Annotated in this window: 16 protein-coding genes and 1 tRNA gene; 9 read left to right on the top strand and 8 right to left on the bottom strand. The window is 67.6% G+C overall.

From position 1 onward, the window contains the following. Positions 1 to 240 precede the first annotated feature (240 nt). A complete protein-coding gene (locus tag AB0M27_RS35610; RefSeq protein WP_365728118.1) occupies positions 241 to 789 on the bottom strand; it encodes a hypothetical protein in 549 nt (182 codons plus the stop codon). Between the two features lie 564 nt (positions 790 to 1,353). Here AB0M27_RS35610 and AB0M27_RS35605 point away from each other — a divergent pair. Both AB0M27_RS35605 and AB0M27_RS35600 read left to right on the top strand, forming a co-directional pair. Then, positions 1,354 to 1,644 carry a type II toxin-antitoxin system RelE/ParE family toxin gene (locus AB0M27_RS35605; protein ID WP_365728116.1) on the top strand — a complete coding sequence of 97 codons (291 nt, stop codon included), beginning with the start codon at positions 1,354 to 1,356 and terminating at the stop codon, positions 1,642 to 1,644. Continuing rightward, positions 1,641 to 1,979, top strand: a complete 339-nt coding sequence (locus AB0M27_RS35600; RefSeq protein ID WP_365728115.1) for an XRE family transcriptional regulator — start codon at positions 1,641 to 1,643, stop codon at positions 1,977 to 1,979. The genes AB0M27_RS35605 and AB0M27_RS35600 overlap by 4 nt, the downstream gene beginning before the upstream one ends. 500 nt (positions 1,980 to 2,479) lie before the next feature. On the opposite strand, the gene AB0M27_RS35595 is transcribed toward AB0M27_RS35600, so the two are convergent. The 3 genes from AB0M27_RS35595 to AB0M27_RS35585 all read right to left on the bottom strand — a co-directional run bounded on the left by AB0M27_RS35595 (position 2,480) and on the right by AB0M27_RS35585 (position 4,047). Next, a complete protein-coding gene (locus tag AB0M27_RS35595) occupies positions 2,480 to 2,899 on the bottom strand; it encodes a hypothetical protein (RefSeq protein WP_365728113.1) in 420 nt (139 codons plus the stop codon). A gap of 115 nt (positions 2,900 to 3,014) precedes the next feature. Beyond that, on the bottom strand, positions 3,015 to 3,722 hold the full coding sequence (locus AB0M27_RS35590) for a serine/threonine-protein kinase (RefSeq protein WP_365728111.1): 708 nt from the start codon (positions 3,720 to 3,722) through the stop codon (positions 3,015 to 3,017). 130 nt (positions 3,723 to 3,852) lie between these two features. Then, entirely contained in the window at positions 3,853 to 4,047 is a 195-nt protein-coding gene (locus tag AB0M27_RS35585; RefSeq protein WP_365728109.1) for a hypothetical protein, read from the bottom strand. A gap of 29 nt (positions 4,048 to 4,076) precedes the next feature. Between AB0M27_RS35585 and AB0M27_RS35580 the strand changes: the two genes are divergently transcribed. Then, positions 4,077 to 4,448: a transposase gene (locus tag AB0M27_RS35580; protein ID WP_365728106.1), complete on the top strand. Its 372-nt coding sequence runs from the start codon at positions 4,077 to 4,079 to the stop codon at positions 4,446 to 4,448. Here the strand turns inward: AB0M27_RS35580 and AB0M27_RS35575 are convergent. Further along, a complete protein-coding gene (locus AB0M27_RS35575) occupies positions 4,405 to 4,956 on the bottom strand; it encodes a hypothetical protein (RefSeq protein WP_365728105.1) in 552 nt (183 codons plus the stop codon). The two genes, AB0M27_RS35580 and AB0M27_RS35575, sit on opposite strands and share 44 nt — an antisense overlap. Before the next feature lie 654 nt (positions 4,957 to 5,610). Here AB0M27_RS35575 and AB0M27_RS35570 point away from each other — a divergent pair. Continuing rightward, a complete protein-coding gene (locus AB0M27_RS35570; protein WP_365728103.1) occupies positions 5,611 to 7,257 on the top strand; it encodes a hypothetical protein in 1,647 nt (548 codons plus the stop codon). A gap of 263 nt (positions 7,258 to 7,520) precedes the next feature. After that, positions 7,521 to 8,573: a metallophosphoesterase gene (locus tag AB0M27_RS35565; protein ID WP_365728102.1), complete on the top strand. Its 1,053-nt coding sequence runs from the start codon at positions 7,521 to 7,523 to the stop codon at positions 8,571 to 8,573. A 270-nt stretch (positions 8,574 to 8,843) separates the two neighbouring features. On the opposite strand, the gene AB0M27_RS35560 is transcribed toward AB0M27_RS35565, so the two are convergent. Further along, a tRNA-Gly gene (locus AB0M27_RS35560) sits at positions 8,844 to 8,917 on the bottom strand. A 281-nt stretch (positions 8,918 to 9,198) separates the two neighbouring features. On the opposite strand from AB0M27_RS35560, the gene AB0M27_RS35555 reads away from it, so the two are divergent. From AB0M27_RS35555 to AB0M27_RS35545, 3 genes are all read left to right on the top strand, one after another. Continuing rightward, positions 9,199 to 9,357, top strand: coding sequence for a hypothetical protein (locus AB0M27_RS35555; protein ID WP_365728100.1), 159 nt, complete (start codon positions 9,199 to 9,201; stop codon positions 9,355 to 9,357). A 126-nt stretch (positions 9,358 to 9,483) separates the two neighbouring features. Beyond that, the gene (gene dcd, locus AB0M27_RS35550; protein WP_055705140.1) at positions 9,484 to 10,059 is read left to right on the top strand and encodes a dCTP deaminase; all 576 of its coding nucleotides are present in this window, start codon (positions 9,484 to 9,486) and stop codon (positions 10,057 to 10,059) included. Between the two features lie 13 nt (positions 10,060 to 10,072). Further along, positions 10,073 to 10,570 (top strand): phosphoribosyltransferase, encoded by a 498-nt coding sequence (locus tag AB0M27_RS35545; protein WP_356300409.1) that lies wholly within the window; start codon positions 10,073 to 10,075, stop codon positions 10,568 to 10,570. A 7-nt stretch (positions 10,571 to 10,577) separates the two neighbouring features. Here AB0M27_RS35545 and AB0M27_RS35540 read toward each other — a convergent pair whose 3' ends face one another. Together AB0M27_RS35540 and AB0M27_RS35535 are read right to left on the bottom strand one after the other, a co-directional pair. Further along, positions 10,578 to 10,910, bottom strand: a complete 333-nt coding sequence (locus tag AB0M27_RS35540; RefSeq protein WP_365728098.1) for a hypothetical protein — start codon at positions 10,908 to 10,910, stop codon at positions 10,578 to 10,580. 83 nt (positions 10,911 to 10,993) lie between these two features. After that, positions 10,994 to 13,582 (bottom strand): AAA family ATPase, encoded by a 2,589-nt coding sequence (locus tag AB0M27_RS35535; protein WP_365728096.1) that lies wholly within the window; start codon positions 13,580 to 13,582, stop codon positions 10,994 to 10,996. Between the two features lie 437 nt (positions 13,583 to 14,019). Between AB0M27_RS35535 and AB0M27_RS35530 the strand changes: the two genes are divergently transcribed. Next, positions 14,020 to 14,466: hypothetical protein (locus AB0M27_RS35530; protein ID WP_365728094.1), on the top strand; the 447-nt coding region annotated here is incomplete at its 3' end.

Genomic DNA, 14,466 nt, shown 5'->3' with positions numbered 1-14,466 from the left:
GACGGTTGCCCATGGCTGTACCGGGGATCATGTGCGCCAGGTGGAAGGCTCCGCTGTAGTGGTGCATCGACACGCAACACCCGGGCTGACTCGTACCGGGGGACAGACCCGAGATACTGCCCGGCCAGAGCACGTATGCGCGGCACATCGGACAGGTCGAGAGCTGGGATCATCGGTGCTGCCGCAGCCAGCTCGGGATCGAGAACGTAATCCATCTCGGTGTCCTCCAGTGTCTCCACATCACCGACCGGTGAAGTAGTGGCCTTTCTCGATGTCAGCGATGAGCCCGGGCTGCGCGGGCTGCCATCCCAGTAGCCGCCGGGTCTGTGTGCTCGAGGCCGGGTTGTCCCGCGCGAGGACGGCGCCGAGGAAGCCGAAATGACCGTCGGCTTCGTCCCGGGACAGGCCGGTCACCGGCAGGTCCAGGCGCCGGCCGATGGCCTCGGCGATGTCCCGCACCGGTACGCCCTCGTCACCGACCGCGTGCAGCCGGGCGCCCGCGGGAGCGGATTCCACGGCCAGCCGGAACAGGCGCGCAGCGTCGAGCTGGTGCACTGCGGCCCAGCGCTGGGACCCGTCGTCCACATAGGCCGACCCGCCCTGCGCCCGCGCGATGGCGATCAGGCGCCCGATGAAGCCGGCCTTGTCCTCCTCACCGTGCACCGACTGCGGCAGCCGCACGACCGACGCACGCACGCCACGCTCGGCCAACGCCCACGCCGCCTCTTCGGAGACGAGCCGCAAGGCGGGCCGCGATCCGGGATCCGGCCGGCTGCCCTCCGTGCCCACGACGCCTTGCCCTCCTGTGCCCTATCTCGAGCCGTGTCCGGAGCGCAAGGGCCGATAAAAGGTCTGGACAACAAGAAAGCCCCAGACCACTGACCTGGGACTTCAAGAAGAGCGGGTGACGAGAATCGAACTCGCGCTCTCAGCTTGGGAAGCGGCGGCGCTTGTCCAGTCATGTGCCCTCTGGCCTGGTCACACGCGGCTGATTCTGGGCCGTCGGCGTGTTGGATCACACTGCTGTTTACCGTGACTGTCCGCTCTTACGGGCACGCTATGGGCTTGCGTCAGAGACGCCGAGCTGCCAGCGGCGCTTGGCGGATCGCGGCGAGCCCGGTGCCCTGTCGCGGGGAGCGACCCGGGGATGGTCATTGCAACCGCACCGGGTGGGTACGTTCACTCGCCGCGCGGGTCGAGACGAGGTTTGCAGCTGCCGACCGCTTCAGCACAGCCCATGTTAATGCTTGCGTTAACACGGGGTTCGTGGCTCAATGGGAAGTGGTCCTCGTCGCAGAGGTCGCGGCATGGTTCGAGGTGCTGGCCGAGAAGGACTGAGACAGCGCCGAACAGGTGGAAGACGCCGTCGACATGCTGGCGGCCACGGGCCCGACGCTCGGTCGCCCGCTGGTCGACCGGATCAAGGGTGCCGACAATCATCACTTGAAGGAGCTGAGACCGGGTTCGTCCGGGAGCAGCGAGATCCGGATCCTCTTCGCTTTCGATCCGGTGCGCCGGGCCGTGCTGCTGGTGGCCGGCGACAAGGCCGGAAACTGGCAGCGTTGGTACGACGTCAACGTCCCGATCGCCGAGGAGCGCTACCGGGCGCATGTAACTGATCTTGAAACCAGGGAGTATGAATGAGCACGGTCAGCTGGGAGGAGGCCAAGCGCAAGGCGCGTGAACGGCGCGAGGCCGCTGGTCTGCCGGTGCGTTCGGCTCAGGAGAAGCAGGCAGCCATGGACAGGCTGACCGCGGAGGTACGTGCTTACAAGCTTGCGGAGGTCCGGCGTGAGCAGGCGTTGACCCAGCGCCAGGTTGCTGCGTCCATGGGGGTCTCGGCACCTCGCGTCTCCGCGATCGAGCACGGCGAGCTGGACCGGGCCGAGGTGGCGACGCTCCGGGCTTATGTGGAAGCGCTGGGTGGTCGGCTGCGCGTTGTCGCGGATTTCGGGGATGCGGAGTACACCGTCGCCTGAGCCGGCTGCCCCTCTTGGCGCCCGGCACGGACAGCTCTTCGGCGCGCTTCAGCAACCGTGGAAGCACCCGCGCGGGCATGGAAAGCCCTCGGCAATGGACAAGACCCAGGTATCTGACCTGGGCCTTCGTACGGGAGCGGGTGACGAGAATTGAACTCGCACTCTCAGCCTGGGGAGCGATGGGTTTGCGCGAGGTCTGCCGCCCTGATCGGCGCGCTTTTCTCGTTCGCAGGTGGCCGTATGAGCTGGTTGGCCCGGTTTGCCTCGTTCTGTTGTCTACCGTTGGACGTTGTTGCGGGTGCCTACGTCAGCCGGTGTTGCGCTCGGGGAACGAGCATCTTGCCAGTGACCCGGAACGGATCACGCAGTCGGCCAGTCATAATCGAGTTGCCCAGAGCGCACGGCCGTCCAGGACGTGCGTCCCGTCTCCAGGGCGGCGACGAAGGCACCCACCTGGGCGACCCACGCGACGATCAACGAAATCGTCGAAGGTCGAGAGTTCAACCGGTGACCTTGAAGGTTGCGTCGTCGTTGTTCATGGTGAACGCCTGCACGGCCTGCACGCTGTAGGAGTCGGGGAACTGGCCGTAGAACAGCGGGACTTTGAAAGTGAGTGTAAAGCGGCCGTTGCTGTCGGGGAGGGAGTCCGCGACCTTGTTTGAATGGAAGTGGATCTCGACCTTTTGGTTCGGTGTGAATCCCTCGCCCTTCACGATGACCGTTGATCCCGCCCGGCCGGACTCGGGTGTCAGCTGGATGGCGGCCGGCACGGTCTTGGATTGATCGGCGGTCGGGTCCGCGTGCTGACTCTTGGATTGATCGGGTGTCGGGTCCACGTGCGGCAGTTGGGGAGTTCCGACGAACTGCAGAATCATCACCACTGAAGCGATGGCTCCGAGCACCAGACCGATGGCAGCCAACGTGCCACCTTTTTCGCTTCGCTGGGTCAGCCGCCCCCGGCGGTCGGAGGAGAGGCCAACCGGAGGAATTGCGAGATGTGGCGGTGCCGACCCCGGCAGAGGCGGAGGGTCTCCGTCAGTCTGCGTCCCGGCCCGGGTTGATGTGTTGCGCGGCTCCATCGGATCGGGGTCGGTAACTGGGGCCACACCGTTCGTGGGCGGATGTGCGGGGTTGGAAGGCGGGCGGAGTCCCGTCGGTGAAGCTGGTGCCGGGGGGCGACATCTGGGGTAGTGGAGCAGAACTGTGCCTTCGGACGAGCAGGGCGACCTCGTGGGGCATCCAGTCAAGTCCAGTGAGCTGCAGCGTGACAGCTTCCGGTTGCTCGCCTCTACGGCCTGCCTGGGCGAGTTGGTGGAGTAGCGTGCTCACCGTCGGGCGTTGCTGTGGTTGTTTGGCCAGGCAGGCAGCGACCACCTGGTGAAGTGCTGGCGGCAGGCGGCGGAGGTCGGGCTGTCCGTGCAGTGTGCGGTAGTTCAGCACGTGCGAGGTGCCGGTTCCGAACGGGGCTACACCGGTGGCGGTGTAGGCGAGTACGGCTCCGAGGGAGAAGACGTCGCTGGCGGGACCGACCGCACGGCCTGAGACCTGTTCGGGGGACATGAAGCCGGGAGTGCCGATGGTCATGCCGGCCTCGGTCAGCAGGCTGGACCCGGTCGCGACAGAGATACCGAAGTCGATTACGCGGGGGCCGTCGACGGCGAGAAGTACGTTAGATGGCTTGAGGTCGGGCTTCGGCCAGCGCGGCGCCGAGCGCCAGGGTCGGCTGGCTGCTCCAGGGTCCATGTCCGGCGATGGCGTCGGACAGCGATATGCCTGGGACGTACGCGGTGGCCAGCCAGGCTGGGGAACCGTTCGGGTCGGCATCGACCACGCCGGCGGTGAATACTCCGTTGACCCGTCGGGCGGCAGTAACCTAACGGGCGAAGCGGCGACGGAAGTCATCGTCGTCGGCCAGTTCAGGGCATACGACCTTCACCGCGAGGAAGCGGCCCCCTGGGGAGCGCGCCAGATAGACCCGGCCCATCCCGCCTACACCGAGGCGTGCCACGATCTGGTAGCGGCCGACCTGTCTCGGGTCTTCCGGCTTCAGGGCCCCGAGCGTTCCCACGTGCGCCCCCCGATTTGCCCTGCGCCCCGATGCATGCGATGCCGTGGCTGTGCCTTCTTCCCCTGCTGTGCTTCGGGCCAAACCACGTAACCCTGCGCAATCCGCACCACCGGCTGGAACTGGTCTGGGCCGACGGCGGCTACACCGGCAGCCTCGTCGAGCACTGCCTGGCCGCGTTCGCGCTGGTCCTGGCGATCGCGAAACGCAGTGACGACATGCGCGGCTTCGTGATGCTGCCCAAGCGGTGGATCGTCGAGCGCCTCTTCGCCCACCTGACGCGCACCCGCCGCCTGGCGCGCGACTTCGAACGCCGCACCACCAGCGCCGAGACGATGGTCTACTGGTCGATGACCCTGCTCATGACGCGCCGCCTTGCCCGGCCACACCCTGGGCGAGGGTGAACCGGCCCGGCTGCCGCTCGGCCAGCCAGCCTCGCGAGACCAGGCGTTTCGCCTTCGACGGCAGCGCCTCCACCTTGGCCGGCACCGCGTCCAGGCCGAACATCACGGCCAACTCCTGGCAGGTCAACGGCCCGTGATGGAGCCGGTGCCGGTCCCCCAGGGCCTCAGGGATGCGCTGATAGTCCGCCGACAGTGCCGACCAGGCCAGCCCCTGACGCCATACCGGCACCTGCGACCTGGGCTTCGCGGCTCCCGCCGCTGACGACGTCTGCTCGGCCCGTCCGCCGGCGGTCGGCGCTGTCCGGCCGACCTGGTCGTGGCCCTGCACGGTCTCCTCGACCGGGTCCAGCACTTCGCCGACCCGCGCCCGGGCGATGGCCCATTCCTTCCAGTCCCGCTCGGCCAAGGCCAGCTCGGCCTGGATTCGGTCGGCCTCCTCCCGCAGCTCGTCCACCCGACGCGGGGCAACGAGCTCGCGCTGTTCAAGCAACCCCACGACCGACGGCATCCACAACCTCCACAGGAGCGGCGACACGACAGGTCACCACTCCCACAGGATCTTGTCGAAGCACTCCTGATGGTCGAGAACGATGCGTGCAGCTTGACCCCCAGGCCACTGACCTGGGGTTTCTCTCTGGAGCGGGTGACGAGAATCGAACTCGCGCTCTCAGCTTGGGAAGCGACGGCGCTTGGGTGGGCTCCATGGCTCTGATCAGGGCAGACACCAGGTCTTTGGAGTGGTCGTGTGGGTCGGATCGCACCGCTGTTGACCGTGGTTTTCCGTCCTTACCGGCACGCGGAGGGCACGGGACCTCGGGGGGAGAGGCCGACGCCACTGATAGTGCTGCAGCGCGCGGGCCGCCTCGTACGGAGATCAGCTGTTGAAGCGGCGTCGTGGTTGCACACGCCTGGTCCCGGCAGGTGCATCGCGGAGGCGCTGTCAGAGAGCGAGCGGTGGCCCCGCCGATGACCAGTCTTGGCCGGTGCGGTTGTAGGCCCCCTGTGGTTGCGGTAGTTGCTGTACTCCGCTGCTGTACAGCCTTGCCGGGCAAGGCCGCGCAATGTTCACGAATCATCAATCGGACTGACACCGATCCAGCCATCCTGTGACGGCGGCTGTGCCTTGACTGTGTGCCCTCGCTCATCTGGAAGGTGATCGCACATGGCCAAGAAGAGACGTAGCCGCGTTGTCGCAACAGCGGTGGCGACGGGCGTAATCGGTGCCGGCCTCGCACTGTCCTCCGGTGCGGCCGACGCCAGTGGCGGCGTGGCCGCCTGGTCGTCGGTGCCGGCTGTCACCGACGCCCGCGGCGTGACCGCTCCGAACGTCCTGTCGCCCGGGCTCACCGAGCACCCCGTCGCGCAGGGCTCCCTGAAGCTGGAGAACCCGACCGACCAGGTCCCGTACTACGGATACCTCGGCGACGGCACGCTGCTGCCCGACCCCGACATCAAGCAGGCCCCGGGCGTGAAGATCGAGGCGAGCAAGACCGAGCCCGACAAGAACACCTACCTGAGGCTGTCCGGTCAGCACGGCGCCGACGCGTCGTATCCGTACGGCACGCACTTCCTCTTCCAAGGCCACGAGGGCGGCGAGGCCGGGTACATCACCCGCGTCAACCTCGACGCAGACCAGGCGCACCGCGTGACGCTGCTGGCCACCAAGGAGACCGACGGCACGAGCATTCCCGCCATCGACGGCTCCACCTGGGACCCGTGGGCCAAGCGGCTGCTGTTCACCTCCGAGGAGGGGGCCGAGGGCGCCGTGCTCCAGGCCACCCCGGACATCAACTCGAAGGTCCAGGACATCTCTTTCGTCACCGGACGAGCCGGATACGAGGGCATCCAGAACGACTCCGCCGGCAACCTGTGGATGGCCGAGGACACCGGCGGAACAACGGTCGCCAACAAGACGAAGGTGCCCAACAGCTTCGTCTACCGGCTGATCCCCTACGACAAGCACGACCTCACCAAGGGCGGCAGGCTCCAGGCACTGCAGGTGGTCTCCCGCCGCAGCGGTTCGCCCATCACGTACCAGAACGTCGACAGCGCGCACCCCACCGGCGGAGCGTTCACCGACGACGAGAAGGACCTGACCAACTACGGTCCGGCCCTGCGCACCCACTGGGTGACCATCCACGACACCAAGACCGACACCACTGGCAGGGCGTTCGACGCCAACGCCCTGGCGAAGGCGGCCAAGGCGACCCCGTTCAAGCGTCCGGAGAACGGCCAGTTCCGCCCCGGCACGGACTTCCGCGAGTTCTATTTCGACGCCACCGGCGACACCAACACCACCAGCACGGCCAATGACGGCTACGGCGGCTGGGGCACCCTCTACAAGCTCACGCAGAGCGACCCGCGCTCAAACGACGGCAAGCTCAGCGTCTTCTACGCCGGCGACAAAGCGCACACCGGCATCGACAATGTCACCTTCCTCGACCGCACGCACGTCGCGTTCGTCGAGGACGCCAGCGACACCGTGCACACCCAGCGGGACGCCCTGGACTCCGGATACGTCTTCGCCACGACAACCGACTACTCGCGCGGCGCACAGCCGGTGCGCTTCCTGGCCGAGGGCCGCGACCCCTCGGCGACCCTGGACAACATGCTGTCCTCGGTGAACGGCGGCATCCAGAACGACGGTGACAACGAGATCACCGGCATCCACGTCTCCGACGGCGACCCGGGCACGGACGGCATCCTCGGCGCCAAGGTACCGACGCTGTTCCGTGACGGCTGGCGGCTGTTCTGGACCCAGCAGCACGGCGACAACACCACCTGGGAGATCACCCCGGCCGACAAGTAGGGGTGCAGCCAGTTGGGGCGGGACGGCGACCGATGCTCACGTCCCGCCTCACTCGCCGATCGGCCACCGGAGCGCTGACAAGAGTTCACCGCCCGTCCGTTCACCCACCGACCTTGAGGCCAACCGGGGCCGCCAGACTCCCCGCCGGGCCGATCAGCGACTGCCGCCCGCGCCGCTGCGGGCCGCACAGCTCCCCCCACGTCGGCTGCTGACCAGCCGTGTCCCCGGCCCACCCGGGCCGCTCGACCGCGAGGGAGAACCCGATGAGATCGTGGCGCCACACCCTGTCCGCCACCGCCGCCCTGAGCCTGCTCACGCTCGCCGTGTCCGCCGGGACCGCCTCGGCCGGCCCGGACACCGCCGACACCGGCACCACCAACGACGACACGCAGTTCACTTTCGCGGTGTTCGGCGACATGCCCTACGGCGACGCCGAGATCGCCGACTTCCCGCACGTCATCAACCAGATCAACGCCGACCCCGACGTCACCTTCGTCACGCACCTCGGGGACATCAAGAACGGCTCGACGGTGTGCAGCGACGCGTACTTTCAGATGATCAAGTCGGACTTCGACCAGTTCAAGGACCCGCTGGTGTACACCGTGGGCGACAACGAGTGGACCGACTGCCACCGGCCGAACAACGGCTCGTACAACCCGCTTGAGCGTCTCGCCAAGATCCGCCAGGTGTTCTTCGCCCGCCCCGGCTGGACCCTCGGCCAGAACAGCGTGCGGGTGACCTCGCAGGCCGACGAGGGTGTCCCGGAGGACGTCCGCTACACCCGTGCCGGCGTCGCCTTCGCCGCGGTCGACGTGGTGGGCAGCAACAACAGCATGGAGCCGTGGACCGGAAACACCCAGCCCACTTCGGAGCAGGCCGCCGAAGTACTGGCCCGTACGGCGTCGGTGATCGAGTCCATCCACGACACCTTCACCTCGGCCCGCCGCCATCACGGCCGGGCCGTCACCCTGATGATGCAGGCCGACATGTTCGACCCCACCGTCAGCGATCCCTCCTACGCCGACTACTACGCTTTCCAGCCGATCGTCGACGCCATCGCCCGCGAGTCGGCCGCCTTCGACGGCCCGGTCTACCTCTTCAACGGCGACAGCCACCTCTACAACAGCGACCAGCCGCTGGCCGCCGGCTCCTCGTGGCTGTCGTTCTATCACCTGACCACCGCCGTGCCCAACCTGCACCGCATCACCGTCGACGGCTCCAACAACGCCAAGGACTACGTGAAGGTCACTGTCCAGCCGCACAGCCCCCAGGTCCTCAGCTGGACCCGGATCCCCCTGGACGGCTCCGGCTCCTGACTCTGCGGCCGACGCCGGAGTCCCGGCCCCGGGCCCGGCGCTGGTGCCGGAAGCGCTGGGCAGTCGTCCGACTAAGCGGCGCTGATCTGTCAGCACTCGGACGAGGAGCGGCAGAGGAGGTCGCCGCCGGCCTCGACGCCACCGTCCGGAAGGCTCGGGCCGCCGCAGCCAAGAAGGCGGGCGACAAGCCTGCTGGCACGAATCAGGCACGCGGCCAGTGATCACCGAGGACAGCAAAAAGGCCCAGGTCGCTGACCTGGGCCTCAATCCTGGAGCGGGTGACGAGAATCGAACTCGCGCTCTCAGCTTGGGAAGCTGATGTTCTACCATTAAACTACACCCGCGTAAGTGCGGACATGATCCTGGCGGAGTCGATGTCCGGACGCTTGCTCACTCTACATCATCGCAGACCCCTGGTGCCGAGGCGCGGGGGTCTGAGTCTGTTTCAGGGGTGGGATCCGGCTGCGGGTGGGGCGAGTTGGGGCGTACCATGGAGGCCTGGCGGAGGGGTCGGGGGAGGTCGGAGTGCCGCCTGGAGAGTCGCGTCTTTGATCCCGTAATGTGGCTTTTGTCGTCAGGGCGGTACGCCCGACGAGGCTCTTGGGGAAGGGACTTAAGGGACTTGATGGAACGCACCGTCGTCCGTTGCGCGGACGGGCACGTCTTCAGCACCGCTTCGTTCCCGATGCAGCAGGCCGAGCGGCTCGGCCCCGGCCGGCTCATGAGGTGCCCCCGGTGCGCCCGGCTCCGCAACGTGGTGCCGGTCGCCCTGGAGAAGCGCTAGCGGGCCCGGTACAGGCAGCAGCGGTAACAGAGGCAAGCGGTCGTCACAGAGATCGCACCCAGTAACACAGGCGCGCGGAGTCGTCACGATTGTCACGGCTCCGCGCGCCTTGCGTATCCTCGCTACGTGCTTCTCTCAGACAAGGACATCCGGGCCGAGATCGACGCCGGGCGGGTACGGATCGATCCCTACGACGAATCCATGGTGCAGCCGTCGAGCGTCGATGTTCGGCTGGACCGTTACTTCCGGGTGTTCGAGAACCACCGGTACCCGCACATCGACCCCTCGGTCGAGCAGCCCGATCTGACCCGGCTGGTCGAGCCGGAGGGCGACGAGCCGTTCATCCTGCACCCCGGGGAGTTCGTGCTCGCCTCCACGTACGAGGTCATCTCCCTGCCCGATGATCTTGCCTCTCGGCTCGAGGGGAAGAGCTCGCTCGGGCGGCTCGGGCTCGTCACGCACTCCACCGCCGGGTTCATCGACCCCGGGTTCAGCGGGCACGTGACGCTGGAGCTGTCCAATCTCGCCACGCTTCCCATCAAGCTCTGGCCGGGGATGAAGATCGGCCAGCTGTGCATGTTCCGGCTGTCCTCACCCGCCGAGTTCCCGTACGGCAGCGAGCGCTACGGCTCCCGGTACCAGGGGCAGCGCGGGCCGACCGCCTCGCGGTCCTACGTCAATTTCCATCGGACCCAGGTGTGAGGGCCACAGCAACATGAGTGAAGTGCGGGAGAACCTGACCTACGAGGCGTTCGGCGGTGCCATCCGCGAGCTGGCGCAGACCATCGCCGACGACGGGTACGAGCCCGACATCGTGCTCAGCATCGCCCGGGGCGGCGTGTTCGTCGCGGGCGGCCTCGCCTACGCCCTCGACTGCAAGAACATCCATCTGGTGAACGTCGAGTTCTACACCGGGGTGGGGACCACCCTGGAAATGCCGGTCATGCTCGCGCCCGTCCCGAACGTCATCGACTTCTCCGACAAGAAGGTGCTGATCACCGACGACGTCGCCGACACCGGCAAGACGCTGAAGCTCGTGCGCGACTTCTGCCTCGACACCGTCGCCGAGGTGCGCTCGGCGGTGATCTACGAGAAGTCCCACTCCCTCGTGAAGTGCGAGTACGTCTGGAAGCGGACCGACGACTGGATCAACTTCCCCTGGAGCGTCGAGCCGCCCGTCGTGCAGCGGGCCGGGCAGGTTCTCGACGCCTGAGGCGCGATCAACGGGGGACCGGACCGTCGCCCGGGCTCGTGTCGGTCGGGCGGATGTCGTTCAGGCTGTCGACGATCGTCACGGACGGCGTGGGTGACGGCGTGGGCACCTGGATGAGGACGGGGACATAGACCACTTCGCCGTGCCTGTACTCGGCCTTCCACGAATACCGGTAGCACACGGTCGCGTTGGGGTTGCTCTGCGTCGCATAACAACGAAGTGCCGACTTCGTGGGTGCGGACTGCGGTGCGGACCCTGAGTTCTGTGGCAGGACACTTGCTTCGGCCGTTGCCGCGCCCCATGCGCCGAGCGCCATGCAACAGGAGGCGGCCGCGACCACGCGGCTGACGCTCCGCGAAGGTGCTTTCTGCATTCTCATCACCCGTAGAAGTTGCGAGTGGACTTCAAAGTCGCGCGTGGACTTCAACGCTCGGAATGGTGGAGTTTGCGGGCGGCTTCCTGGCGGGAATGAACGCCGAGTTTGATCAGTACCGCGCCCACGTGATGCCCGGCGGTCTTGGGGGTGATGTAGAGGCGGGCGGCGATCTCGGCATCCGACAGGCCCTCGTGCAGCAGCTTGAGGACGTCCATTTCCCGGATGGTCAGGCCGTACGGATTGGCCAGGGTGGCCGCCCGCGGGCCACGCCGGATCGGGCGGACACCGTGGGTACGCATCACGGCGCGGGTGCGTGCCACGGACGGCCGGGCACCGAGGGCCTCGAAGGCGGTCAGAGCCTGGTGCAGCGCGGGCGCGTCGCCGGACAGGCGGACCAGCGCGGCGTTGTGCGGGCAGCCGAGCCTGTCCCACTGGGCGGCGGCGCCGGCCCAGTCGCCGGCCAGCTCCAGGGCGTAGGGTCCGGCCGCGGCCACCTGTGGGGGTGTCCCTCCGACGCGGCGGATCCAGCAGGCCAGAGGCCCGGACAGCCAGGGATGGGTACGGTCCGCCAGCGCGTCCAGACCGCGTTGTGCCTCCGTCCGCACCCGCTCGTGGTCACCGGCCAGCCAGGCCGCCTCGACCCGGGCCTCCCACCCCAGGCCCGTGTCCAGCAGACAGTCCGAGTCGACCAGGCTCGCCGCCTCTTCCAGCAGCGGCCACACCTGGGCCTTGCCCTGGTGGGCCCGCACCAGGGCCAGGACGGTCAGGGCGAGGGCCCGGACGACCGGCGGTGAGCTGGGGTGGGACAGAACGTTCCGTGCGGCGTCGGCGGCCTGCGGCCACAGGCCCCGGTTCAGCAGCCCCCAGCTGCCCCAGGCCCTCGTGCACAGCAGGTACGACAACAGGTCGCGATCGAGGCAATAGACCTCCGCCCGGTTCACGGCCGCAGCGGTCCGGGCGGCATCACGCTGGAGCGCGGTCAACCAGCACATGGTGAGCGCCAGGAGACCCGCGTCCTCCGGCAGATCCTGCGCCATCGCGCTGGAAACCGCCTGCTCGCAGTCCTCCCAGCCGGTCCCTTCGCTCAGCATGCGTGCCGCCGCGGCATGGAAGCGGGCCTGGACGACCGCCCCGGCATCGCCGAAGCGCTCACCCAGAGCGATCGCCTTGTCTGCGTAGGCGGTGGCCACCGAAACGCCCTCGTGCCCGTAGCAGGCCAGCTGACAGAGGTTCAGGTACGCCCGGGCCAGCTCCCGGCTCGGCTCCAGTGCTTCGAGCACCCGCACCGCGTCCAGGCCGGTCCGTCTGGCCTCGACGGTCCGCCCGGCCGGCCACAGCCAGCTCGACAGCCAGCGCAGGTCCTCGCCCTCGCGCAGCCGGTCGCCCAGGTCACGGCGCAGCTGCACCGCCCTGCGGCGAGACGTGACCCCCTCGTCCAGCCGGCTGGACAGGAGACAGGCCCGCGAATGGCCCTCCAGTAGGAAGGTGTGCTGGTCGGGCGGCAGGCCGTCGGCGTACCTGAGGGCGCGGGCGTACTGGGCGGCTGCCTCCCGGTGCGCGCCCGACGCGGCGGCATGAGCGGCCGCAGCGGGCGCGTACTCCAACACGGCGGTCACATCCCCGGCACCTTCGGCATGATCGGCCAGCAGGGCCAGGTCGTCCGCGGCGACCGGGCGGGACTGCATCGCCGTCAGCACCTGCCGGTGCACCCGCAGACGGTAGGCGGCGGGGACGGACTCCAGCACCGCCAGTCGGGTCAGCTCATGGCGGAACTCGGTCACATGCTCGTCGGTCCGCACGATTCCGCAGGCCACGGCCTCGTCGAGCGCCTCCTCCGAGGCCGGCAGCATGCCCGCCAGCAGCGGCAGCGAGACCCGGCGCCCCAGGACGGCCAGCACGTCGACGACCCCGCGTGCCGCGTCCGACAGGCCGGCCAGGCGGCCGGCGACGGCCTCGCGCACAGTGGCCGGGATGGGCTCGTCGGGGGCGGCCAGGATCTCGGTGACGATGAAGGGGTTGCCGGCGGAGACCTGATACAGCTGCTCGGCGTCGACGGCGTGTCCGGTGGCCAGCTGGGCAACGGCCCGACGGCTCAACGGTGCCAGGTCGTGGCGGTACACCCAGGAATAGCCGGCCAGGGTGCCGAGGAGCGCGGTCACGTTGTGGGTGCGGCCGATCTCGTCGTCGCGGTAGGTGACCACCACCAGCGCCGGAACGCTCGGCAGGCGTCGGGCCAGGTAGCGCAGCAGGTCCATCGTGGCCTCATCGGCCCAGTGGACGTCCTCCACGACCAGCAGGCTGGGATAGGAGCTCAAGTCGGCGAGGAGGCAGTCGAAGACCTCGTCGGAACGGCAGGTGCCGGCCAACGCCCCGGTCAGGGCCGTTCGCGCCGCCCGGCCCAAGTGCGGGGCCAGGTCCACCAGAGGGCCCAGGGGATGGGGTGTGGCCAGCGGGTCACAGGCACCGACCAGGACCCGGATATGGGGATCGGCCAGCCGGGCAAGACGGTTGACGACGCTGGTCTTGCCGATGCCGGCCTCGCCGCGCACAAGGGCCAGACGTCCAGGGCCGCTCACGGCATCGTGCAGGTGACCGGTGAGGTCCTGGAGCACGCCCTCTCGCTCTAGCAGGTCCATCACCAGCCAGTTTCCCTCTGTGGCCGGAGGCGCGCAAAAGATCCAGACCGATCAAGACAGGTCGGCAGGTGGGGTGCTGTCTCGGGATTCTGGGGTGGGACGTGGGGTGTGCCGGGGTGGAACTTGGGGTGTCCACCCGATGTGCCCCCCGACTGCGGCAGAGCATGCTGACGAAAGAAGCCCAGAACCGGGTTCCTCAGTTCTCGGGGCGCGAACCGGCACGACTCCGGTAGAGCGTCCAGCCAAAGAGAACGTAGGAAACAACAGGTTGCCGTCGTCTGTCAAGTCACGAGATTTCGGGGAATGACGCGGGCGGAGTGCCGGGGCCTAATTGAATCATCAGGTCGAACGGATGGCTCACTCGGAGAATCCTCCGCGAAATGAAGTGGGCTCCGAATCCGAATCGGCACAATCCGGATCATCGAAAAGGAATCATCATGCTGAAGAAGATCGCAAAGCGTACTGCGGTGCTGACCGCCTCGGCTGCACTGGCCGCGGGAGGCGCCCTGGTACCGTCCGCCGCCTTCGCCGCCCCGACGCCTACGGTCACTCACGCGATGGCGCCAAGTGACAACGGCGGAAACAACAACAACAACAATAACAACAACGGCGGCGGCGGAAACAACAACAACAACAATAATAACAACGGCGGCGGGGCGAACAACAACAACAACAATAACAACAACAACCGAGGCGGGAACAACAACAACAACAATAACAACAACAACGGCAAGAAGAAGGGTCACCGCAACAACAACAACAATAACAACAACAACGGCGGAGGCGCGAACAACAACAACAATAACAACAACAACGGCGGAGGCGCGAACAACAACAACAATAACAACAACAACGGCGGCGGGGCGAACAACAACAACAATAAC

Origin of the sequence: Streptomyces sp. NPDC052107 (assembly GCF_040680215.1) — a bacterium.
Classification (GTDB): domain Bacteria; phylum Actinomycetota; class Actinomycetes; order Streptomycetales; family Streptomycetaceae; genus Streptomyces.
The sequence above is the reverse complement of the archived record's forward strand: the minus strand, read 5'-3'. Positions and strand labels throughout refer to the sequence as shown.

Bases quoted from the DNA above. Each gene is read 5' to 3' on its own strand.
- AB0M27_RS35600 (WP_365728115.1), top strand. From the start codon at position 1,641: ATGAGCACGGTCAGCTGGGAGGAGGCCAAGCGCAAGGCGCGTGAACGG.
- AB0M27_RS35590 (WP_365728111.1), bottom strand. From the start codon at position 3,722: ATGGACCCTGGAGCAGCCAGCCGACCCTGGCGCTCGGCGCCGCGCTGG.
- AB0M27_RS35545 (WP_356300409.1), top strand. From the start codon at position 10,073: ATGAGTGAAGTGCGGGAGAACCTGACCTACGAGGCGTTCGGCGGTGCC.
- AB0M27_RS35565 (WP_365728102.1), top strand. From the start codon at position 7,521: ATGAGATCGTGGCGCCACACCCTGTCCGCCACCGCCGCCCTGAGCCTG.
- AB0M27_RS35535 (WP_365728096.1), bottom strand. From the start codon at position 13,582: ATGGACCTGCTAGAGCGAGAGGGCGTGCTCCAGGACCTCACCGGTCAC.
- AB0M27_RS35570 (WP_365728103.1), top strand. From the start codon at position 5,611: ATGGCCAAGAAGAGACGTAGCCGCGTTGTCGCAACAGCGGTGGCGACG.
- AB0M27_RS35555 (WP_365728100.1), top strand. From the start codon at position 9,199: ATGGAACGCACCGTCGTCCGTTGCGCGGACGGGCACGTCTTCAGCACC.
- AB0M27_RS35575 (WP_365728105.1), bottom strand. From the start codon at position 4,956: ATGCCGTCGGTCGTGGGGTTGCTTGAACAGCGCGAGCTCGTTGCCCCG.
- AB0M27_RS35580 (WP_365728106.1), top strand. From the start codon at position 4,077: ATGCATGCGATGCCGTGGCTGTGCCTTCTTCCCCTGCTGTGCTTCGGG.